This is a genomic window from Dactylosporangium sp. CA-092794 (genome assembly GCF_050948465.1).
Taxonomy (GTDB): Bacteria; Actinomycetota; Actinomycetes; order Mycobacteriales; family Micromonosporaceae; genus Dactylosporangium.
This window is the reverse complement of record NZ_CP192044.1, coordinates 7231874-7254162: the sequence shown is the minus strand read 5'-3', so window position 1 is coordinate 7254162 and position 22289 is coordinate 7231874. Positions and strand designations below refer to the sequence as shown.

Annotated in this window: 18 protein-coding genes; 9 read left to right on the top strand and 9 right to left on the bottom strand. The window is 74.1% G+C overall.

The window, feature by feature from the left end; genetic code table 11:
* Positions 1-4 precede the first annotated feature (4 nt).
* Together ACQPXD_RS30955 and ACQPXD_RS30950 are read right to left on the bottom strand one after the other, a co-directional pair.
* Entirely contained in the window at positions 5-2551 is a 2547-nt protein-coding gene (locus tag ACQPXD_RS30955; protein WP_432824850.1) for an ABC transporter permease, read from the bottom strand.
* Positions 2548-3336, bottom strand: a complete 789-nt coding sequence (locus ACQPXD_RS30950) for an ABC transporter ATP-binding protein (protein WP_432824849.1) — start codon at positions 3334-3336, stop codon at positions 2548-2550. Before ACQPXD_RS30950 ends, ACQPXD_RS30955 begins: the two co-directional genes overlap by 4 nt.
* A 74-nt stretch (positions 3337-3410) precedes the next feature.
* On the opposite strand from ACQPXD_RS30950, the gene ACQPXD_RS30945 reads away from it, so the two are divergent.
* Complete coding sequence (locus ACQPXD_RS30945) at positions 3411-4628, top strand: sensor histidine kinase (RefSeq protein ID WP_432824848.1); 1218 nt, start codon at positions 3411-3413, stop codon at positions 4626-4628.
* The gene (locus ACQPXD_RS30940) at positions 4612-5292 is read left to right on the top strand and encodes a response regulator (RefSeq protein WP_432824847.1); all 681 of its coding nucleotides are present in this window, start codon (positions 4612-4614) and stop codon (positions 5290-5292) included. The genes ACQPXD_RS30945 and ACQPXD_RS30940 overlap by 17 nt, the downstream gene beginning before the upstream one ends.
* Before the next feature lie 202 nt (positions 5293-5494).
* On the opposite strand, the gene ACQPXD_RS30935 is transcribed toward ACQPXD_RS30940, so the two are convergent.
* Positions 5495-6112: an HAD-IA family hydrolase gene (locus ACQPXD_RS30935; protein WP_432824846.1), complete on the bottom strand. Its 618-nt coding sequence runs from the start codon at positions 6110-6112 to the stop codon at positions 5495-5497.
* Between the two features lie 62 nt (positions 6113-6174).
* On the opposite strand from ACQPXD_RS30935, the gene ACQPXD_RS30930 reads away from it, so the two are divergent.
* Positions 6175-7341 carry an ROK family protein gene (locus tag ACQPXD_RS30930; protein WP_432824845.1) on the top strand — a complete coding sequence of 389 codons (1167 nt, stop codon included), beginning with the start codon at positions 6175-6177 and terminating at the stop codon, positions 7339-7341.
* Between the two features lie 108 nt (positions 7342-7449).
* On the opposite strand, the gene ACQPXD_RS30925 is transcribed toward ACQPXD_RS30930, so the two are convergent.
* The gene (locus ACQPXD_RS30925) at positions 7450-8046 is read right to left on the bottom strand and encodes a C40 family peptidase (protein WP_432824844.1); all 597 of its coding nucleotides are present in this window, start codon (positions 8044-8046) and stop codon (positions 7450-7452) included.
* A gap of 62 nt (positions 8047-8108) precedes the next feature.
* Here ACQPXD_RS30925 and ACQPXD_RS30920 point away from each other — a divergent pair, with 62 nt between their 5' ends.
* The gene (locus ACQPXD_RS30920; protein WP_432824843.1) at positions 8109-9239 is read left to right on the top strand and encodes a trans-sulfuration enzyme family protein; all 1131 of its coding nucleotides are present in this window, start codon (positions 8109-8111) and stop codon (positions 9237-9239) included.
* 649 nt (positions 9240-9888) lie between these two features.
* Here the strand turns inward: ACQPXD_RS30920 and ACQPXD_RS30915 are convergent.
* On the bottom strand, positions 9889-10770 hold the full coding sequence (locus ACQPXD_RS30915; RefSeq protein WP_432824842.1) for an SDR family oxidoreductase: 882 nt from the start codon (positions 10768-10770) through the stop codon (positions 9889-9891).
* Positions 10771-10951: 181 nt separating this feature from the next.
* Between ACQPXD_RS30915 and ACQPXD_RS30910 the strand changes: the two genes are divergently transcribed.
* Entirely contained in the window at positions 10952-12097 is a 1146-nt protein-coding gene (locus tag ACQPXD_RS30910) for an epoxide hydrolase family protein (protein WP_432824841.1), read from the top strand.
* A 28-nt stretch (positions 12098-12125) separates the two neighbouring features.
* On the opposite strand, the gene ACQPXD_RS30905 is transcribed toward ACQPXD_RS30910, so the two are convergent.
* Complete coding sequence (locus ACQPXD_RS30905; RefSeq protein ID WP_432824840.1) at positions 12126-13346, bottom strand: zinc-dependent alcohol dehydrogenase family protein; 1221 nt, start codon at positions 13344-13346, stop codon at positions 12126-12128.
* Between ACQPXD_RS30905 and ACQPXD_RS30900 the strand changes: the two genes are divergently transcribed.
* Together ACQPXD_RS30900 and ACQPXD_RS30895 are read left to right on the top strand one after the other, a co-directional pair.
* Positions 13317-14240, top strand: coding sequence for a helix-turn-helix domain-containing protein (locus tag ACQPXD_RS30900; protein WP_432824839.1), 924 nt, complete (start codon positions 13317-13319; stop codon positions 14238-14240). The genes ACQPXD_RS30905 and ACQPXD_RS30900 overlap by 30 nt on opposite strands.
* A gap of 38 nt (positions 14241-14278) precedes the next feature.
* Positions 14279-15004 (top strand): VOC family protein, encoded by a 726-nt coding sequence (locus tag ACQPXD_RS30895; protein WP_432824838.1) that lies wholly within the window; start codon positions 14279-14281, stop codon positions 15002-15004.
* Here the strand turns inward: ACQPXD_RS30895 and lysS are convergent.
* Both lysS and ACQPXD_RS30885 read right to left on the bottom strand, forming a co-directional pair.
* Positions 15001-16656, bottom strand: coding sequence for a lysine--tRNA ligase (gene lysS, locus ACQPXD_RS30890; protein WP_432824837.1), 1656 nt, complete (start codon positions 16654-16656; stop codon positions 15001-15003). The two genes, ACQPXD_RS30895 and lysS, sit on opposite strands and share 4 nt — an antisense overlap.
* A gap of 50 nt (positions 16657-16706) precedes the next feature.
* Positions 16707-16976 (bottom strand): hypothetical protein, encoded by a 270-nt coding sequence (locus tag ACQPXD_RS30885; protein ID WP_432824836.1) that lies wholly within the window; start codon positions 16974-16976, stop codon positions 16707-16709.
* Positions 16977-17189: 213 nt separating this feature from the next.
* Between ACQPXD_RS30885 and ACQPXD_RS30880 the strand changes: the two genes are divergently transcribed.
* Positions 17190-18548, top strand: coding sequence for a chitosanase (locus ACQPXD_RS30880; protein WP_432824835.1), 1359 nt, complete (start codon positions 17190-17192; stop codon positions 18546-18548).
* 150 nt (positions 18549-18698) lie between these two features.
* Positions 18699-19994, top strand: a complete 1296-nt coding sequence (locus tag ACQPXD_RS30875) for a chitosanase (RefSeq protein WP_432824834.1) — start codon at positions 18699-18701, stop codon at positions 19992-19994.
* A gap of 7 nt (positions 19995-20001) precedes the next feature.
* Here ACQPXD_RS30875 and ACQPXD_RS30870 read toward each other — a convergent pair whose 3' ends face one another.
* Complete coding sequence (locus ACQPXD_RS30870; protein ID WP_432824833.1) at positions 20002-22227, bottom strand: putative bifunctional diguanylate cyclase/phosphodiesterase; 2226 nt, start codon at positions 22225-22227, stop codon at positions 20002-20004.
* Positions 22228-22289 lie beyond the last annotated feature (62 nt).

The window sequence follows — 22289 nt, the reverse complement described above, 5'->3', positions numbered from 1 at the left end:
GCGGTCACTCGTGCGAGATCGCCCGCAGCACGTCGGTACGGGCGGCCCGCACGGCCGGCAGCACCGCCGCCAGGGCGCCGACGGCCGCGCCGAGCAGCAGGTAGCGGCCCATGAACGCCCACGGCAGGGCCAGGTGCGTGACGCCCTCGCCGTGCAGCGCCCGGCCGATCGCGGCGCCGAGACCGACGCCGACGGCGAGGCCGAGCGCGGCGCCGAAGATGGAGATGACCATCGCCTCGGCCGCGACCATCCACACCGTGCGGCGGCGGTCCAGGCCGATCGCGCGCAGCAGGCCCAGCTCCCGGGTCCGCTCCAGCACCGACAGCACCAGCGTGTTGACCACGCCCAGCGCCGCGATCAGCAGCGCCAGCCCCAGCAGCACCTGCAGCAGCGCCAGGACCGTGCCGAAGACGCCGGTCACGATGCCGACGAAGCCGGCCCGGTCGCTGACCACGATCTCCGGGCTGTCGGCCAGCAGCGCGCCGATCCGGTGCCGCGCGTCGTCCACGGACGCGCCGGGGGAGAGACGCACCAGCGCCATCGTCGGCTGCGGCCGGGACAGCTCCGGCACCACCGAGCCGGGCAGGATCCAGCCGTCCGACCAGTCGCTGGAGTAGGTGCCGGCCAGGGTCAGGGTGCGCTGCCGGCCACTGGCGAAGGTGAACCGCACCGGGGAGCCGACCCGCAGGCCCTGCTCGGCGGCGCTGCCGGCGTCGGCGACGAACTGGTCCGGGCCGAGCGGGCCGAGCGTGCCGCTGCGCAGCGTCACGTGGACCATCGACGCCCAGGCGGCGGGGTCGTCGACGGCGGTGACGGAGCCGCGGTGGCCGTCGATCACGACGAGGTCGGGGTACTCCCCGACGACCGCCGCCACGCCGGGCAGCGCCCGGGCCCGGTCCAGGATCGCCGGGTCGAACGTCTGCGGGCGGCCGCTGCTCGTGGTGTCGCTGACGATCAGGTCGGCCCGGTAGTAGTCGCCGGCGGTGCGCTGAAAGCTCGCCGTCGCCGAGGTCAGTACCACGTTCACGCCGGTGACCAGGGCGATGCCGACCATCAGCGCCGACGCCGTGATCGCGGTGCGCCGCGGGTTGCGCCCGGCGTTGAGCCGGCCCAGCCGCCCGGCGACCGACCAGGCGAACAGCCGGCCGATCAGGGCGGCCGCGGGGCGGGCGACGACCGGCGTGAGCAGCGCCGCCCCGACGAACGCGACCAGCACGCCGCCGAGGACGGTGCCCAGCGGGATGTCGTCCGTGCCGCCGGCGAACCCGGCGATCAGCAGCGCGGCGCCGCCGGCGGCGACGATCGCGCCGGCCACGGTCAGCCGGGTGAGCGGGCGGTCGGCGGTCGCGCTCTCGCGCAGCGCCGCGACCGGCGGGATCCGCGCCGCGCGCAGCGCCGGGGTCACGGCGGCGAGCACGGTGACGATCAGGCCGACCGCGAACGGCACGACCACGGCGGTGGCCGGCACGGCCGGTGCGCCCAGGCCGAGCGCTCCGGCGCCGGCGGTGTTCGCGAGCCGGATCAGCAGCGCGCCGGCGCCCACGCCGAGGGCGACGCCGACGACCGAGGAGACGAGCCCGGTCGCGGCGGCCTCCAGCAGTACCGCGCCGATCACCTGGCGGCGGGCCGCGCCCAGCGCCCGCAGCAGGGCCAGCTCCCGGGTCCGCTGCGCGATCGTGATCGAGAACGTGTTGAGGATCAGGAACGCGCCGACGAACAGCGCGATCGCGGCGACGAACAGCAGGATCTGGCCGGTGACCGACAGGTCGTCCTTGGCGGCGGCGGCCTGCTGGGCGCGCAGGTCGGCGCCGAGCTGCACGGACACGCCGGTGCCGAGGGCGGCGCGCAGCCGGTCGCGCAGCTCGGCCGGTGCGACGCCGGGGGCGGCGCGCACGTCGATCGCGGTGTAGACCGCGGGCCGGCCGAGCATCAGCTCCGAGGCCACGGACTCGTGGAAGGCGATCTCGGAGGCGCCGCCGAGGCTGTCGCGATTCCCGGTGTACCCGATGATGCCGACGATCGTGAACGTCTGCTTGGGCCGCTGGGTGAGCACGCCGACCCGGTCGCCGAGGTGGACCTTGCCGGCCCGGGCGAGCGCCCCGTTGATCGCGATCTCGTCCGGGGCCTGCGGGCCGCGCCCGGCGACGAGCCGCTCCGGGCCGCGTTCGCCGGTCCAGTTGGTGCCGAGCCGGGGCCGGCCGAAGGCGGCGGGGACGGTCTTGCCGCCGGCGCCGATGAGCCGGGCGCCGTCCTCGCTGACCACGCCGGTCGCGGACGCCACGCCGCCGGCCGCGGCGACCTTGCCGACCAGGTCGGCGGGGACCGGGGTGGTCTCGGCGTCCTCGCCGGTGCCGGGCAGCACCTGCTGGGCCGTCACCCGGACCTCGGTGTCCTCGTAGAGGCCGGCGTAGAGGTTGTCGAGGGACCGGCCCAGGGTGCCGGTGAGCACGAGCGCGGCCGACACGAACAGCACGCCGAGGACCACGGCCAGTCCGGACAGCAGCAGCCGCAGCTTGCGGGCCCGCAGCCCGGCGAGGGTCGCCCGGATCATCGGGCCACCCCGCCGGTGTCGAGGCGCTTCATGGTGTCGAGCACGGCGTCGGCGGTGGGGGCGGCGAGCTCGTCGACGATCTGCCCGTCGGCGAGGAAGATGACGCGGTCGGCGTGCGCGGCGGCGGTGGGATCGTGGGTGACCATGACGACGGTCTGACCGAGCTCGTCGACCGACCGGCGCAGGAAGGCGAGGACGCCGGCGCCGGAGCGGGAGTCGAGGTTGCCGGTCGGCTCGTCGGCGAAGATCACCTCGGGTTTGCCGAGCAGGGCCCGGGCGCAGGCGACGCGCTGCTGCTGGCCGCCGGAGAGCTGGGCGGGCCGGTGGCCGAGCCGGTCGCGCAGGCCGACGGCGTCCACGACGGTGCCGAACCAGGCCGGGTCGGGCCTGCGGCCGGCGATGGCGAGGGGCAGCCCGATGTTCTCCTGCGCGGTGAGCGTGGGCAGCAGGTTGAACTGCTGGAAGACGAACCCGATCCGCTCGCGGCGCAGCCGGGTCAGCTCGGCGTCGCGCAGCCCGGTGACCCGGGTGCCGCCGACGTACACCGCGCCGCGGCTCACCGCGTCGAGGCCGGCCAGGCAGTGCAGGAGCGTGGACTTGCCGGACCCGGACGGGCCCATGATGGCGGTGAAGCGGCCCCGGTCCAGGGCCACGTCCACGCCGCGCAGCGCGGTCACCTCGGCGGCGGCGCTGCCGTACACCTTCCACACGGACTCGGCCCGGGCGGCCGATTCGGTCGTTGTCGTCACGCCGTCGAGCCTGCCTGCCGGGGCCTGCCGGCACATTGGAGCCCGGTCGAGTTCGGCGGTATATCCAGCACTACCGTGCCGGCCGCCGGGCGCAGGTAGCGTGGAGCGACATGCCGGTCCGTACCGCCCTGGACGCGCTCACCATGCGCCCGACCCGGTTGCTGCGCGGCTCGTGGCCGTGGCGGTCGGCGCTGTACCTGGTCACCGGCGCGCTGCCGGGGGCGCCGGCGATCGCGCTGCTGCTGCGCTACGGCATCGACCGCCCGGCGGCCCTGCTCGTCGCCGTCGCGGTGTCGGTCGTGGCCGGCGCGCTGGTGTTCGGCGGGCTGGAGCGGCGGCGGCTGCGCCTGGTCGACCGCGACCCGCTGCCCGGCCGCACCGGCCCGCGGCGGTGGCTGCGCGAGGGGGCCACCTGGCGGGCGGTGGGCTACGTCGCCGTGTCGGTCGCGGTGTTGTGCTGGCTGGACGCGGTGGTCGTGCTGTGCATGCTGTGGTTTCCGGTGTACGCCCTGTCGAACCCCCTCCACGACCCGTCCGCCACGGCGACGGCGCAACTGGTCAGCATGCTCATGGGCGCCGCCCTGCTGGCCGCCGCGCCCTACGTGGTCACCGCCTGGGCCGGCGCCCGCGCCGCCATGGCCCGGGCGCTGCTCGGCCCGCGTGCCAGCGACCGCCTCGGCGAGCGGCTGGTCGAGGTGACCCGGTCCCGGGCCCGGCTCGTCGACGCGTTCGAGGTCGAGCGGCGGCGCATCGAGCGCGACCTGCACGACGGCGCCCAGCAGCGGCTCGTCGCGCTCAACGTGCAGCTCGGCCTGGCCCGGCTGGAGACCGCGCCCGGCTCGCCGGCCGGCGAGCCCCTGGCCAAGGCGCACGAGCTGGCCAAGCAGGCGCTCACCGAGCTGCGGGAGCTGATCCGCGGGGTACACCCGCCGGTGCTCACCGACCGGGGGCTCGCCGCCGCCGTCCAGGACGTCGCCGGCCGCTCCCCGGTGCCGATCGACGTCGACGTGCGGCTGCCCGGCCGGCTGCCGCGCTCGATCGAGGTCACCGCGTACTTCGTCGTCGGCGAGGCGCTCACCAACGTGGCCCGGCACAGCGGGGCCAGCCGGGCGTCGGTCACCACGACCCTCGACGGCGACCGGCTGCTGCTGCGGATCCGCGACGACGGCGTCGGCGGCGCCGATCCCGCGGCCGGCACCGGCCTGGCCGGGCTCGCCGACCGGGTGGCCGCGGTCGGTGGCACGGTGTCGCTGTCCAGCCCGCCCGGCGGCCCGACCGTGCTGCAGGCCGAGTTCGCCGGTGCGATCGCCGATGAGCCCGCCCGCTAGCGGGGCCGGCGGCGGCCGGCGGGTGGTCGTCGCCGAGGACGACGTGCTGACCCGGGAGGGGATCGTCAGCCTCGTCGCCCGGTTCGGGCACCGGGTGGCGGCCGGCGTCGGCGACGTCGCGGCGCTGGAGGCGGCGGTCCGCGAGCACCGCCCGGACATCGTGGTCACCGACGTGCGCATGCCGCCGACGTTCACCGACGAGGGGCTGCAGGCCGCGCTGCGGCTGCGCCGCGACCACCCGGGCCTGCCGATTCTCGTGGTGAGCCAGTACGTCGAGCAGACCTACGCCGCGGAGCTGCTGGAGCTGGCCCGCCCCGGCACCGCCGGCATCGGCTACCTGCTCAAGGACCGCATCGGCGACGTGGTCGAGTTCGTCGAGGCCCTCGATCGGGTCGCCGGCGGGCACACCGTGGTCGACCCGGAGGTGGTCCGCCAGCTGCTCAGCCGGCGCCGCGACCCGCTCGCCCGGCTCACGCCCCGCGAGCGGGAGGTGCTCGGGCTGATGGCGGAGGGCCGGTCCAACGCGGCGATCGCCCGCACCCTGTTCGTGTCCGAGGCGGCCGTGGCCAAGCACATCGGCAGCCTGCTGACCAAGCTCGACCTCCACCCGGACGAGGACGACCACCGCCGGGTCCGGGCGGTGCTGGCCTACCTGCGCGGCTGACGCGTCAGCGGTCGCCGGACGGCCGCGGCGCGCTTCACGCGGCGCGCTGCACGCGGCGCGCTGCACGCGGCGCGCTGCACGCGGCGCGCTGCACGCGGCGCGCTGCACGCGGCGCGCTGCACGCGGCGCGCAACCCGGAGGGCATGGCGTGGGACCGCCGCGGCATGCTGTTCGTCGCCGAGATCGGCGAGTCGCGATGGCTTCACGCGGCGTCGGAGAGCAGCGCGTCGGCCAGGTCGCCGAGGTCGCGCAGGCGCAGGTCGCCGTCCAGGCCGCGCAGCGCGGCGATCGCGGCGCCGGCCGCGCGGCCGGAGTCGATGCCCGGCTGCGAGTCCTCGACCACCAGGCAGCCGGCCGGGGCGACGCCGAGCTTCGCGGCGGCGGCGAGATACGGATCCGGGAACGGCTTGCCCCGCGGCGTGTCCTCGAACGTGACCAGCAGCGGCGGCGCGATCCCGGCCGCGCCCAGCCGGGCCGCCGCGAGCCGCCGGTCGGCGCTGGTCACGACCGCCCACGGCAGGTCCAGCTCCTTGAGGGCGAGCAGCAGCCGGCCCGCGCCCGGGGTCGGCACGACGTCGTCGAGGTCGTCGTACTGCAGCTCCAGCTGCCGGGCGGCGGCCAGCTCCAGGCCCGCCGGGTCGAGGCCGGGCAGCACTTTGCCGATCGTGGTCGCGGCCGGGTTGCCGTGCATGTGCGGGGCGATCGTCTCGGCCGCGACGCCCGCCTCGGCGGCCCACGCGAGCCACGCGCGCTCGACGGCACGGTCGGAGTCGACGAGGGTGCCGTCCATGTCCAGCAGTACCGCCGCGAAGCGCCGCATGTTGCCCGTACCCCCAAGGTTAAATAAACTCGTCAGACGAGCATAATCGTGAGGAGCGCGCGATGGCAACGATGCGGGCCGAGGCACTGCGGGTGCAGGGTGCGCTCGCGCTGCTGCGCCACGCGCACGCTCACCCCGGCGTGACCCGCGCCGAGGCGGCCGCGAGCCTGGGGCTGAGCAGTGGATCCGCGACCGAGATCATGGGCCGGCTGCGGGCCGCGCGGCTGCTGGGCGAGCGGGCCGCGCCGCAGACCGGCGGGCGCGGGCGGCCCAGCACCGTGCTCGTGCCGCACCCCGACGGGCCGCTGGTGGCGGTGGTGGAGCTGACCCACGCGACCTGGACGGTGACCACCGCGGCGATCGGCGGCGAGCTGGCCCCGGCGCCGGTGCACCGCCACCGCGGCGGGGCGCCCGGCGAGGTCCTCGCCGCGGTCGGCGCGGCCCTGGACGAGGTGCGCACCGCCTGCGGCGACCGGCTGGCCGCGGTCGGCGTCGCGCTGCCGGGCACCGTGCGCGGGCACACCGTGGTGCAGGCCGCCACCCTGCAGTGGCGCGACGTCGACCTGTCCGGGCTGGCCGGCGGCCTGCCGCTGACCGTGGGTAACGACGCGTCACTGGCCGGCGTCGCCGAGGCGCTGCGCGGCGCCGCCCGCGGGGTACCGGTCGCGCTGCACCTCACCGTCGAGGTCGGCGTCGGCGGCGTGCTGCTCGTCGACGGCGCCCCGGTGCTCGGCGCGGCCGGGGCCGGCGGCGAGTTCGGGCACGTGCCGTTCGGCGACCCGGCCCTGCGCTGCCCGTGCGGGGCCGCCGGCTGCTGGGACCTCACCGTCGACGGCCGCGCCATGGCCCGCAGCCTGGGCCGTCCCGCCCCCGACGACCCGCGCGCCTTCGCCGGGGAGGTCCTGGCCGCGGCCCGGGCCGACGACCCGGCCGCGCGCGCCGCCGTGGCCGAGGCCGCGGAGGCTCTCGGCCGGGGCATCGGCGCACTGCTCAACGCCCTCGACCCGGCGGTCGTCACGCTCGGCGGCCTGGGCGTGGACCTGCTGGAGATCGCCGGAGAAGCCATCGCCGCCGCGGTACGGCGGGCCGCCATGGCCTGGCGCCGCCCCGCCCTGCCGCCCGTCGTGCCGGCGGCGCTCGGCTCCCGCGGCCCGTCGATCGGCGCCGCCGAGTCGGCCCTGGGCGCCGTGCTGGCCGGCCTCACCCAGGAGCGGGTCGCGCGGCGGTGAGTTCTTGGCGGCCGGTGCCGGTCGGTGTCACGCCGCGGTGAGCTTTTGGCGGACGGTGCGGGTCGGTGTCACGCGGTGGTGAGCTTTGGTGGACGGTGCGGGTCGGTGTCACGCGGCGGTGAGCCGCACGTAGGCGACGACCTGCTCCTCGCGCGGCAGCGCCTGCAGGTGCACCGACACGCCGGTGTGGCCGGCGTTGACGACCTGGTCGTCGCCGATGTACAGCTCCACGTGCCCGCCGTTGTTGGTGAACACCAGGTCGCCGGGCGCGAGCAGGTCGCGGGTGATCCGTTCGCCGGCGTTGATCTGGTCGTAGGTGACCCGGGGCAGTCGGACGCCGGCCGCCTCCCAGGCCCGCATCACCAGGCCCGAGCAGTCGAAGGTGTCCGGCCCGGCGGTGGCGAAGCGGTAGGGCTTGCCCAGCTGCGCCTTGGCGTAGGCGATCGCGGTGGCCACCTTGCGGGCCCGGGCCGCGGCCGCGTCGTCGCGCAGGACGAGCGTCTGGCCGACCCGGATGAGGGTGGACGTGCCGAGGTTGTTGAGCCGCTGCAGCTCGGCCACGGTGGTGCCGTTGCGGTGGGCGAGCCCCCACAGCGTGTCGCCGGGCTGGATCACGACCGTCTGCGGCGTCTCCGCGGCCATCGCGTTCGCCGGTGCGCCGAGCACGGCCGCCACGAGCAGGGCGGCCACCCATCTATGTCGCATGCTCGCACCATAGCGAACAAAATTCTCGTTAGTGGCAAATCGGGCACGGCGATACTGGGGCCATGAACATGACCGACCTCCTGCACCCGGTCGCCGGCCCCCGTCCCGGCGGCACGCCCGTGGTCACCCCCGTCTACCAGACCAGCACCTACGACCTGCCCCGCACACCCGAGGCGGCGCAGATCGCCGGGGCGGTCGCGCCGGTGGGGTACTACACGCGCTACGGCTCCCCGAACGCGGCCGAGGCGGAGGCGATGCTCGCCGCCCTGGACGGCGCCGAGCGCGCCCTGCTGGTGGGCAGCGGCATGGCCGCGATCAGTGCGGCGCTGCTGTCGAACCTGCGCGCGGGAGCCCGCGTGGTGGCGCAGACGGCGCACTACACGGCCGCGCTGACCCTGCTGCGCGACGTGCTGCCCGCCTATGGTGTCGAGGTTTCCCTGGTACCGCAGGAGTCGCTGCCATCCGCCGCGGCCTCCGGCGCCGACGTCGTCTACGCCGAGACCCCGAGCAACCCGGCGATGACCCTGACCGACCTGGCCGCCGTCCGCGCCGCCGCCCCCGGCGCCCTGCTGATCGTGGACAACACCTTCGCCACGCCGTACAACACCCGCCCGCTGTCCTTGGGCGCGGACCTGGTGGTGCAGTCGGCGACGAAGTACCTCAACGGCCACAGCGACGTCACCGCCGGCGTCGTCACCGGCCGCGCCGAGCTGGTCGAGCGCGCCTGGGAGACCGCCCGCGTGCTGGGCCCGGTCTGCCACCCGTTCGAGGCCTGGCTGCTCGCCCGCGGCCTGCGCACGTTCCCGCTGCGCATGGCCCGGCACAACGCCGCCGGCCAGGCGGTCGCCGAGGCCTTGGCCGCCCACCCGCGCGTGCGCGCCGTGCACTACCCGGGCCTGCCCACCCACCCCCAGCACGACCTGGCCCGCCGCCAGATGACGGGCTTCGGCGGCATGCTCTCCTTCACCGTGGACTCCCCGGCCGCCGCGCTGCGCGTCCTGCAGTCCACCCGCCTGGCCCGCAACGCGGTGAGCCTCGGCGGCCTCGAGACTTTGATCACCCACCCGGCGTCGCTGATCTTCTCCCACGGCGGCACGTCGGACTCGGTCGACGCCTCGCTGCTGCGCGTCTCCGTCGGCCTGGAGGAGCCATCGGACATCATCGCCGACCTGGTCCAGGCCCTGTCCGCCTGACCACTCCCCGCCCCGCTCCCGCCTCGGCTTAGCCCCGCCTCGGCCCGGCTCCGCTCCGGCCCGGCTCCGGCTCGGCCTCGGCTCGGCTCCGGCTCGGCTCCGGCTCGGCTCCGGCTCCGGCCCGGCCGGGCTTGGCCCAGCCCGGGTTGGCCCCAGCCCGCCTCGGCCTCGACCCCGCGCCGCCTCGGCCTCCGCCCCGTCACGCCCCGTCCCGCCTTGGCCCGGCTCGGCCCGCGCCGCCCGCCTCGACGTGGCCGGCGCCGCCCCGCCTTGGCCAGCCCCGCCCCGGCCACTGCCGCGCCCGGGCGTCGGATTGCGGCGGCTGTTTCGCTCCGCGATCATGCGCGTGGCTGGACGGATGTGCCGGTTTCTCATGATCGCGGAGACATATGGTACCTATGGGTACGTTTTGGCTCCGTGATCATGAGAAACCCTTGGTGTCGGTCGTTGGTTGAGCATGATCGTGGAGAGTTTCGGCGGTCGGGCTCAGCGGAAGTCGTCGGCGTGGTCGGTGGCCCACTGGGCGTAGGTGCGCGCCGGTGCGCCGGTGATCTTTCCGACGATGGCGGAGGTCGGGGCCGGGACGCCGTCGGCGGCGGCCCACTGCCACCATGACGGGGCCTCCTGTTGGTTGTGACGCTGCGGCTCGTCAGGGCTGGATGTGCTCCAGGTCCTCCAGCAGGCTCGGGTGCTTGGGCTCCCAGCCGAGGGCCTGCCGGGTGTGGGTGCTGGACGCGGGCTGGTCGGTCGCGAAGATCGGGCCGAGCGGGCCGTACGTCTCCGGTGCCACCGACTCGACCGGCAGGTCCAGCCGGCGGCCGATGACCGCGGCGATGTCCCGCACCCGGTCTCCCTCGTCGGCCACGGCGTGCCAGGAGCTACCGGCCGGTGCCCGCTCCAGGGCGAGCCGGAAGAGGACCGCCGCGTCCAGCGCGTGCACGGCCGGCCAGCGCTGGGTGCCGTCGCCCGGGTAGCCGGACACGCCGGTCTGGCGTGCGATGTTGGTCAGCAGGCCGGCGAACCCGCCAGTGCCCTCGTTGTGCACCGTGCGCGGCAGGCGTACCGCCGTGCTCCGGACCCCGCGCGAGGCCAGGTCCAGGATCGCCGCGACCGCGCGGCCGCGACCGCCGACCGGCCCGTCGGTCGGCACCGGGTCGGACTCGGTGGAGGCGCGGCCCGGCGCATAGGGCGTACCCGAGACGGTGACGAGGGGGCGGTCGCTGCCGGCGAGTTCCTCGCCGAGGGTCGCCAGGGCGGCGCTTTCCTCGGCGATCGCGTTCGCGAGGGCCTCGGGGCTGCTGAAGTCGTTGGCGAACGCGAGGTGGATCACCCCGTCGGCCTGAGCCGCGCCGGCGCGAAGGATGTCCAGGTCGCCGAGGGCTCCCCGGAGCGGCTCGGCGCCGGCCGCCGCGGCGGCCAGGGCGGACGCGTCGGAGCGGGCGAGGGCGAGGACGGTGTGGCCGTTGCCGAGCAGTTCGGCGACGACGGCGGACCCGATCAGGCCGGTGCCACCGGTGACGAAGACGCGCATGGAAGGTCTCCCGCAAGTGATGAAACTTTGTCCCGTCGCACGCTACCAGAGGGACGGGACAAGAGTCCCATAACCCTGTGATGGAGACCATGGGCGGTGGGAATGACCGGGGCGTCGCCGCGCCTGCGCCCGGCGGCCGGATCGTCCTCGACGCGGCCGATCATCGCGTACCGTACCGCTCATGACCGAGCCGTTCGCCGGGAGCGCCGCGCCCGCCGCCCTCGACGATCTTCGGGCGCGGCTGCGGGCGACGCGGTGGCCGGACGCGCCCGAGGATGCCGGATGGTCGCAGGGTGCCGACGTGGCGTACCTGCGGGACCTCTGCGGCTACTGGGCCGACGGCTTCGACTGGCCGGCGCAGGAGGCGGCGCTGAACCGGCTGCCCCGCTACCGGACCACGCTCGGCGGGCACCGGGTCCACTTCGTGCACACCCGCGCCAACGCGCCGGCCGGGGCAGCGCTGCCGCTGATCCTGAGCCACGGCTGGCCCGACTCCTTCTGGCGGTACACCAAAATCATCCCGCTGCTGACGGACCCCGGCGCGCACGGCGGCGACCCGGCCGACGCCTTCGACGTCGTCGTGCCGGACCTGCCCGGCTACGGCTACTCCGACCGGCCCGCCGGGACGCCCCCGGACACCGTCGCGGTCGCCGGGCTGTGGGCCGAGCTCATGAGCGGGCTCGGCTACGAGCGCTTCGGCGCGGCCGGCGGGGACATCGGCAGCGGGGTGAGCCGCTATCTCGCGCTGGACCACCCGGACCGGGTCGTGGCCGTGCATCGCATGGACGCGGGCCTGCCGGTCTTCCTCGGCGACCGGGCCGACCTCACGCCCGAGGAGCGCGACTTCCTCGACGGCGCCGCCGGCTGGGCCGCGGCCGAGGGCGCCTACGCCGCCATGCAGCGCACCAAGCCGCAGACCGCCGCCGTCGGGCTCAACGACTCGCCGGCCGGGCTGGCCGCCTGGATCGTGGAGAAGCTGCGCGCGTGGAGCGACTGCGGCGGCGACGTCGAGCGCGCCTTCACGCGCGACGAGATCCTCACCAACGTCACCATCTACTGGCTGACCGGCACGATCGGCTCGGCGATCCGGATGTACCGGGTGAACGGCGCCATCCCGCCCGCGCAGCACGCCCGCCGGGTCGAGGTGCCCTCGGGCTTCTCGCTCTTCCCCGCCGACCTCGTGCGGCCGCCCCGCGCCTGGCTGGACCGGGTCGCCAACACCGTGCGGGTGAGCGAGCACCCCCGCGGCGGGCACTTCGCGCCGTTCGAGGAGCCGCAGGTGTACGCCGAGGAGCTGCGCGCGTTCTTCCGGCCCTACCGTTCCTAGCGGCCCGGCGCCTGGCCGCGTGGGCACGTCAGTGCGACGGTTCGTGGTCGGCGAGGAGGACGATCTTGCCGAAGTGGGCGCCTGCCGCGAGCCGATGCAGCGCGGGCTGAATGTCGGTGAATGCCCCGGTAGAGTCGACGATCGGAGTGACGTGATGGTCGTCGATGAAGCGGGTCATGTCGCGGTACATCTGTGCGGAGCCGGTCTCGATGCCGTGCAGATCGACGTTCTTGGTGACGAACTCGTAGGTGTTGATCGAAGCGCTGCGGCCGGCGAGCAATCCGATGAATGCGATCGATCCGCCGATGCGCACCGCACGCAGTGACCGGTTCAGGTTCGCGCCGCCGACGGTCTCGATGACGTGCTCGACGCCGCGCCCGTCGGTCCATTCGAGGATCTGCTGGGCCACGTCGGGGTTGCGGCGGTAGTCGACGACGTGTGCCGCGCCGAGGGCGGTGAGCCGTGCGGCCTTCTGCGCGCTGCTGGTGGTGACGGCGACCCGGGCGCCGAGTGCGGCCGCGAACTGCAGGGCGAACAGGGCGACGCCGCCGGTGCCGTGCACCAGGACGTGGTCGCCGGCAGCGACCCGGCAGCGGAGCGCGACGGCGTGCCACGCGGTCAGCGCCGCGGCCGGCAAGGTCGCGGCCTGGGCGATGTCGAGCGTGGCGGGCGCGGCCTCGATACGGTCCTGATCGAGGGCGATGTAGTCGGCCAGGACGCCGGGAGCCACCGGCCCGCCGGTGGGTGAGTGGTAGACCTCCGCGGTCAGCGGGCCGGTCCGCCAGTACGGCAGGAACATCGGCGAGACCCGGTCGCCGACCGCGAATCGGGTCACCTCCGCTCCGGCGGCGGTGATCGTGCCGGCGGCGTCGGAAATCGGGGTGACCGGTCGGTCCGGCCGCCACGTCGACTCGCCGTTGATGACGAGCAGGTCGCGGTAGTTCAGTGATACCGCTTCGACACGGATCAGTACCTGCCGCGGCCCGGGCTCGGGCCGCGGCGCGCGGGCCACGTGCAGGTTGTCGATGCCGTCACCGGCGGTCAGCCACCGCCGCATCGCCACAGGTTCCGCCGCCGAGGTTTCAGGGTTGTCGGTCACGGCGTCATCCTGCGGCGCCGCGAGCGGCGGCGACAGTGGCGGCAGCGACCAGGTTCGCAAACATCGTGACACCATGGCCGAGTGGTTCTGCACCGTGTCCGCGTGATCCTCCAGCCCCCGATGGCACCGTTCGAACTCGGCGTGCTGCACGAGGTCTTCGGCATCGACCGCAGCGACGACGGCGTGCCGGCGTTCGACTACCAGGTCTGCGCCGAACACCCCCGTACCCGCTTCCCCGTCGCCGGCGGGATGCATGTCACCGCGCGACGCGGGCTCGCCGCCTGCGCCCAGGCCGACCTGATCGCCCTGCCCTCCGGCCCCATCGACCACCCGCCCTCGGCGGCGGTCCTGTCGGCCGTGCGGGCCGCCGTCGACCGGGGCGCCTACGTCCTGGCCGTATGCACGGCCGCCTTCACCGTCGCCGCAGCCGGCGTGCTGGACGGCCGACCGTGCGCGACCCACTGGCGCTACGCCCCCCAGTTGCAACACCGCTTCCCGGACGTGCTGGTCAACCCCGACGCCCTCTACCTGCAGGCCGGCAGCGTCGTGACCAGTGCCGGCACGGCCGCCGGCATCGACGCCTGCCTGCACCTGATCCGTACCGAACTCGGTCCCGCCATCGCCGGGCGCATCGCCCGGCGGATGGTGGTCGCCCCGCACCGCGACGGCGGGCAACGCCAGTTCCTCGAGCGCCCCCTGCTGCCCGCGGCCAGCAGCAGCCTCGCCGGCCTGCTCGAATGGCTCGACGAGCACCTCGCCGACCAGCACACGCTGCAATCGATGGCCCGCCGGGCCACACTTTCGCCCCGAACCCTGCTGCGCCGCTTCCACGCCGAAACCGGCGGCACCCCGTACGCGTGGCTCACCAGCCGCCGAGTCGCCCGCGCGCAGGAACTCCTCGAAGGCGGCGCCCTGTCGATGGAGGCCATCGCCCGCCACGTCGGTCTCGGCAGTGCCACCCTGCTCCGCCACCACTTCCGCGCCCACGTCGGCGTCTCGCCGCTGCAGTACCGCCGACAGTTCCACATCCGACCAGACGCTTGAAGCGCGGCGGCGCCGGCGTACCCCCATATTCTCGTCACATGATCGGGAAGCTGGACGCGGTCGTCCTCGACGCCGCCGACCACCGGGGCCTGGCCGCGTTCTACCGCGAGCTGACCGGCTGGGAGCAGACCCACGCCGGCGACGACCGGGTCACGTTGCGCGCCGGCGACGGCTGGACGGTCGGCTTCCAGCCGGCCCCCGGCCACCGCCCGCCGCAGTGGCCCGGCCAGGAGCGCCCGCAGCAGGCGCATCTGGACCTTCGCGTCCCCGACCTGGAGCCGGCCCTGGAGCGGGCGCTGGACCTGGGCGGCACGCTGCTGCGGCGCAACGAGCGCTGGTTCACCGTCGCCGACCCGGCGGGACACCCCTTCGACCTGAACTGGCAGCCCGGCGGCGCGGGTTTCGAGCTGCTCGCGCCGGTCCTGGACTGCCCGGACCCGTGGCTGCTGAGCCTGTTCTACACCGACCTGCTCGGCAAGCCGCTGACCCACAACGACGACGACGGCTACGCGATGATCGGCGAGGCCGGCGCGCAGCCGATCCTGTTCCAGCGGGTCGACGGCTACAACCCGCCCCGCTGGCCCGACCCGGCCCACCCGCGGCAGCTCCACCTCGACGTCCTGGTCGACGACCTGGACACCGCCGAGGAGGCCACCCTGGCGCTGGGCGCCACGCGGGCCCCGGGCAACGGCACGACCTGCCGCGTCTTGCTGGACCCGGTCGGCAAACCCTTCTGCCTGTGCACCGCGCGGGGCGTGGGCTAGGCGCCGACCAGGGTGCGGACCCGGGGGGCGCCGAGGGAGAGCAGGAGGGTGGGCAGGCGGGGGCCGGACTCGCGGCCGACCAGGAGGCGGTACAGCAGCGAGAAGAAGGCGCGCTGGGCGACCTTCAGCTCCTGGGTCGGCTTGGTGTCCATGGGCAGGCCCAGGCGGATCTTCGGCACGCCGTACACCAGCGTCGTCAGGCCCCCCAGGGACCAGTTGTCCTCCAGGCGCTCGGCCAGCAGGGCCAGCATCGCGCGCTGCTCGTCGTCGAGTTCGGCCAGCAGGTCGGTGTCGGGGGCGGTACGGACGTGCGTGCGCTGGTCGTCGGGGACGTAGGTGGCGACCCAGTAGGCCGCGCAGTCCAGGCGGGGGCGGGCCTCGTCCAGGTCGAGGATCGGGTCGCCGGGGTCGACGTCGGCGAGGATGCGCAGCATCTGGGCCGGGTCGCCGACGGTGATGTCGGCCACCGAGGCGAGCATGCGGTACGGCAGGGGGCGCGGCGTCACCGGGAGCGGGCCGGTGGCGGTGCCGATCGCGCGGAAGTAGGCGGCGGCGTCGGTCGGCGGGGCGGTGGCCTCGGCGACCTTGCGGCCGAGGGTGTCCCACTCGTCGTAGAGGCGCTGGATCTCGTCGTCGAAGGCGATCTTGAACGACTGGTTGGGGCGGCGGCGGCTGTAGAGCCAGCGCAGCAGCGGGGCCTCCATGATGCGCAGGGCGTCGGCCGGGGTGGGCACGCCGCCGCGGGAGCTGCTCATCTTGGCCTGGCCGGCGATGCCGACGAAGGCGTACATCGGGCCGATCGGGGCGCGGGCGCCGAAGACCTCGGCGACGAGCTGCGAGCCGACCACGAACGAGGAACCCGGCGACTGGTGGTCCACGCCGGAGGGCTCGAAGTGCACGCCCTCGTAGGCCCAGCGCATCGGCCAGTCGACCTTCCACACCAGCTTGCCGTCGCGGTGCTCGGACAGCCGGATGGTCGCGCCGTGGCCGTAGGAGCAGGTGTACGTCAGCTCGGTGGTGGCGTCGTCGTAGGCGGTGACGGTGGTGGTGTCGCGGTCGCAGACGCCGCAGTACGGCCGGTACGGGTAGTAGCCGGCGACGCTCTCGCCGTCCTCGTCGTTCTCCTCGGGGGCGATCTTCGTGCGGTACTTCCCGAGCACGCCGTCGATGTGCTGCCGTTCCCGCATGGCGAGCAGGATCTGCTCGGTGTACGCCCCGGAACGGTACATCTCGGTCTGGCTGATGCCGCGGTACCGCACGCCGAGGCGCTCCAGCGACTCGGCCATCGCCGCCTTGAAGTGCTCGGCCCAGCTGCCGTAGGCGCTGCCGGGCGGCGGCGGGACCGAGGTCAGCGGGCGGCCGATGTGCTCGGCCCACGACTCGTCGACGCCCGGGACCCCGGCCGGCACCTTGCGGAAGCGGTCGTAGTCGTCCCACGACAGGAGGTGCATCACGTCGTAGCCCCGCCGGCGGATCTCGTCGGCGACCAGGTGCGGGGTCATCACCTCGCGCAGGTTGCCCAGGTGGATGGGGCCCGACGGGCTCAGGCCGGACGCGCAGACGATCGGCTTGCCCGGCGCGCGGTCCTGCGCGGATGCGATGACCTCGTCGGCGAAGCGGGCAACCCAGTCGTCCTCGATGCTGTGCGTCACCCCGCCATTCTGTCCGATGTCACCGTCCGTCGCGGAACCAGGGGTTACCCTCAGCGCGCGACCGCCAGCGCGAACGGGACCGGGCCCAGGGCGGCGACGAGCGGCCGGACCATGAGCACGAAGGACTCCGGCCACCAGGCGTTCGCGACGCCGCCGAGGCCGACGATCCACTCCGGGGCCCAGCCCAGGCCGGCCAGCAGCCCCGTCACCGTCCGCTTGGCCCCGGGGTCGTCGCCGCACAGGAAGGTCGACGGCGGTACCGCCTGGCGGTCCTCGGTGAGAGCCTGCTGGCGGTCGTGTCGGCGTGGGCCGAGCGGCACGCCGGCGACGTCGACGCGGCGCGGGAGGCCTACGACGCCCTCGGATCGGGCTGATCGGGCATATCCGGCCAATCCGATCAAATACCGTAAAGATGTGCTACGCCGGGTGAACCATAACGTGAAATGAAGTCTCGTTTAGGGCCCTTGACATTGAGGCAATCCGATCCCAAGATCTGTCAGGCAAGTTACTTAACAGATCTCTGGAGGCGCCTCGTGAACCACCCCCTCAGGCTGGCCGGCCTGGGCGCCGCGGCCCTGCTCACCGTCGGCACCGTGACCACGGTCGTGGTCATGCAGGGCGCCGACGCGGCCACCGAGACCCTGCTCTCGCAGGGCAAGCCGGCCACCTCGTCGTCGGTGGAGTCCTCGTCGCTGGGCGCCGCGCTGGCGTTCGACGGCGACACCGGCACGCGGTGGGCCAGCGCGGAAGGGTCCGACCCGCAGTGGATCCGCGTCGACCTCGGCGCGACCCGCGGCATCACGCACGTGAACCTCAAGTGGGAGGCCGCCTACGGCAAGGCGTACCGGATCGAGACCTCCGCCGACGGCAACACCTGGCAGAGCATCTACAGCACCACCACCGGCGACGGCGGCACCGACGACCTGACCGGGCTGACCGGCTCCGGGCGGTACGTGCGGCTCTACGGCACGGCCCGGGGCACCCAGTGGGGCTACTCGCTGTACGAGTTCAAGGTGTACGGCACCGCGACCGAGTCCACCCCGACCCCGTCCGCGTCCGCCTCCCGCTCGGCGACGGCATCGGCCTCGCCGTCGGCCTCCGCGTCGCCGTCGCGCAGCGCATCCGCCTCGCCGACGACCTCGCCGACGAAGAGCCCCACCCCGACCCCCACCCCCGGCGGCAAGGACCTGTCCGACCCGCACAAGAAGGACATCGCGATGCAGCTGGTGTCCTCGGCCGAGAACTCCTCGCTGGACTGGCGGGCGCAGTACAAGTACATCGAGGACATCGGCGACGGCCGCGGCTACACCGCCGGCATCATCGGGTTCTGCTCCGGCACCGGCGACATGCTCGAGCTCGTCCAGCTCTACACCGACCGGGTCCCGGGCAACGTGCTGGCCAAGTACCTGCCGGCGCTGCGCAACGTCAACGGCAGCGACTCGCACGCCGGGCTCGACCCCAACTTCACCCGCGACTGGAAGACGGCGGCGGCCGACCCGCAGTTCACCAAGGCGCAGGACGACGAGCGGGACCGGGTGTACTTCAACCCGGCCGTCAGCCAGGCCAAGGCCGACGGGCTGCGCGCGCTGGGCCAGTTCATCTACTACGACGCGATCGTCATGCACGGCCCCGGCACCGACCCGGTCAGCTTCGGCGGCATCCGCAAGGCGGCCATGGCCAAGGCGAAGACGCCCGCGCAGGGCGGCGACGAGGCGACGTACCTCAACGCGTTCCTCGACGCCCGGGTCGCGGCCATGAAGACCGAGGAGGCCCACAGCGACACCAGCCGGGTCGACACGGAGCAGCGGGTGTTCCTCAACAACCGCAACTTCGACCTCAACCCGCCGCTGAGCTGGAAGGTGTACGGCGACCCCTACACCATCAGCAGCTGATACGTCCCGGGTCCGGGCGCCGGCGGGGATCGCCCCGGCGGCGCCTGTCCCCGGCGGGTGGTGTCCCGACTTCGGGACGTTGAAATAGAGGTACGCCTATCTAGGATTTGTCAGAGAGGTTATTTGACAGGTCAACCCTGGAGGCGCCTCGTGCAGCATCCCCTCTGGCGGGCCGGGCTCGGCGCCGGGGCCCTGCTCACCGTCGCTACCGTCGCCGCGGTCGTGGTCGTGCAGCGCGCCGACGCGGCCACCGACACCCTGCTCTCGCAAGGCAAGCCGGCCACCTCGTCGTCGGTGGAGTCCCCGGAGCTCGGCCCCGAGCTGGCCTTCGACGGCGACGGTGACACCCGGTGGGGCAGCGAGGAAGGGTCCGACCCACAGTGGATCCAGGTCGATCTCGGCGCGGTCCACGGCATCACGCGGGTGAAGCTGCGGTGGGAGGCCGCCTACGGCAAGGCGTACCGTATCGAGACCTCCGCCGACGGCGATACCTGGCAGGTCATCTCCAGCACCGCCGACGGCGACGGCCGCGGCGACAACCTCACCGGGCTGACCGGTTCCGGGCGCTACGTGCGCCTCTACGGCACCGAACGCGGCACCGAGTGGGGCTACTCGCTCTACGAGTTCAAGGTCTATGGCGCCGCGGGCGACGCCGGCCCGCCCGCCGATCCGCCGCCCGGCGATCCGCCCCCCGCCGATCCGCCCGGCGCGGATCCGCCGGGCCAGGCGAGCGGCGACGGCCTGTTCGACCCGGACAAGAAGGACATCGCGATGCAGCTGGTGTCCTCCGCCGAGAACTCGTCGCTGGACTGGCGGGCGCAGTACCAGTACATCCAGGACATCGGCGACGGCCGCGGCTACACCGCCGGCATCGTCGGCTTCTGCTCCGGCACCGGCGACATGCTCGACCTGGTCCAGCTCTACACCGACCGGGTCCCGGACAACGTGCTGGCCAAGTACCTGCCGGCGCTGCGCAGCGTCAACGGCGGCGACTCCCACGACGGGCTCGACCCCGGCTTCACCGGCGATTGGAAGGCCGCCGCGGCCGACCCCGACTTCCAGCGGGCACAGGACGACGAGCGGGACCGGGTGTACTTCAACCCGGCCGTCAACCAGGCCAAGGCCGACGGGCTGGGCACACTGGGCCAGTTCATCTACTACGACGCGATCGTCATGCACGGCCCCGGTAGCGATCCGGTCAGCTTCGGCGGCATCCGCGCGACGGCCATGGCCAAGGCGAAGACCCCGACCGAGGGCGGCGACGAGGCGACGTACCTCAACGCGTTCCTCGACGCCCGGGTCGCGGCCATGCAGACCGAGGAGGCGCACAGCGACACCAGCCGGGTCGACGACGAGCAGCGGGTGTTCCTCGCCGCCGGCAACTTCGACCTCAACCCGCCGCTGAGCTGGCACGTGTACGGCGAGCCCTTCTCCATCGGCGGCTGAGCGGCGGCTACAACCGGGCGCCGGCGAGGATCGACGAGATCGCCTCGGCGGCGCCCGGCCGGGCGAACAGGTACCCCTGCCCGAACTCGCAGCCGAGATCCTGCAGCGCCGACCACTGCTCGGCGGTCTCGATGCCCTCGGCCACCGTCTGCAGCTGCAGCGCCCGCCCCAGCTGCACCACCGCCTCGGCCAGGGTGGCGTCGCCCTGCTGCGTGGTGATCCCGTCGACGAACGAACGGTCGATCTTGAGGATGTCGACGGGGAAGCGCTTGAGGTACGACAGCGACGAGTAACCCGTGCCGAAGTCGTCGATCGCCAGCCGTACCCCCAAAGCCTTGAGCCGGCCCAGGGTGGTGATGGTCGACTCGGTGTCCTGCATCAGCAGCGACTCGGTGATCTCCAGCACGATCTGCCGCGGGTCGACGCCCGTCTCGGCCAGGATCGTGGCGACCTCCTCGACCAGCCCCTCGTGCTGGAACTGCCGCGCCGACAGGTTGACGTTGACCCGGATGCCCTCCGCCGCCGGGAACTCGGCCCGCCACACGGCCAGCTGCTCGCACGCCTGGCGCAGCACCCACCGGCCCAGCGGCACGATCAGCCCGGTCGCCTCGGCCAGCGGGATGAACGTGTTCGGCCCGAGCAGCCCCTTCACCGGGTGCTCCCAGCGCACCAGCGCCTCCACCCCGATGAGCCGGCTGGTCGGCAGGTCCACGATCGGCTGGTAGTGCACCACGAACTCGTCGCGGGCCAGCGCGTGCTCGACCTCGGCCCGCTCCTCCGCCTCGCGCATGATCTCGGCGTACATCCCGGGGTCGAACAGCGCGAAGCGGTCCCGCCCGGCGCCCTTGGCCGCGTACATCGCCAGGTCGGCGTTGCGCAGCAGCTCGCCCGGGTCGGGCCCGTCCTCGCCGTCGCCGGCCTTCGCCGTCGCCACGCCGATCGACGCCGAGCACACCACCTCCCGGTTGCCCAGCCGCAGCGGCCGGCGGATCGCGGCGAGCAGCCGCTCGGCGAGGTCCATCGCCTCGACCTCGGTGATGTCCTCGACCAGGATCGCGAACTCGTCGCCGCCGAGGCGGGCGAGCGTGTCGGCGGCGCGCAGCTGCTGGTGCAGCCGTAGGGCGGTGCTGGCGATGAGCAGGTCCCCGGCGGTGTGCCCGAGGCTGTCGTTGACCAGCTTGAAGTCGTCGAGGTCGACGAGCAGCAGCGTGATCCGCCCGCCGCCGCGGCGGTTGCGGGCGATCGCGTGCTCGAGCCGGTCGCGGAACAGCGCCCGGTTCGGCATGCCGGTGAGCGAGTCGGCGAACGCCTGCCGGGTCAGCTCCTCCTCCAGCTCCTTGCGCCCGGTGATGTCGCGGATGCTGATGACGGCGGCGTTGAGCGGCTCCTCACCGGTCCGGTTCGCGGCGATCGCCTCGGCGTGGATCCACGTGCCGTCGGCGCGGCGGATCCTGGTCTCCGCCTTGGCGGTGTAGCCGGGCGGGCCGGCAGCGACCGACTGCCACCACTTGATCGCCGTGGCCAGATAGTCCGGATGCGTGATGTCCAGCAGCAGCTCTCTGGTGACGAAGCTCGGGTCGTAGCCGAGCACGGTGCGCACCGACGGGCTGGCGTAGGTGACGCCGCCGCCGATCTGCACCGCGATGACCGCGTCGGAGGAGTTCTCCAGCAGCGCCTCGACCTTGCGCTCCGCGGTGCGCCGGGCCGCGTCCAGCCGCCGCCGGTTGCTGGCGGTGCGGGCGCTGAACCAGGTCACCGCCAGCATCAGCGCGATGGTCAGCGCGGCCAGGGTGGCGGTCACCGGCCGCTCCCGGGTCGCCACCAGGCCCAGGTACCCGGCGACGCTCGCGCCGCCGAGGACCATCACCCACCGCTCGGTGGCCACCGACGCGGTCGCGGTGAGCAGCAGCGTCACGCCCGCCGGGTAGATGGCCAGCGCCGCCGCGTCGTACACGGTGAAGGCCAGCAGCACGCCCAGGTTCGCCAGCCACCAGATCAGCAGCGCGCCGGGCAGCCGGGGCCGCGTGACGTACCGCTGCCACGGCAACACGCCGACGACGGCCTGCACGGCGGCGATCGCGACGAACAGCGCCACCAGCCAGGGGCCGCCGTGCCAGTCGTGCTGGACCCGCACGGCCCCGATCAGGATCACCCCGACCCCGATCCACGTGCCGAGCCTGATCTGGCGGGCCCGGTACTCGCTCTCGTGCTGCTCCAGCGCACTGTCCGACATGGCCACTCGATCGGACCTCCGGGGGATTTCCTGAGTGCGGTTGCGGTGCAGTCGCGGTATCC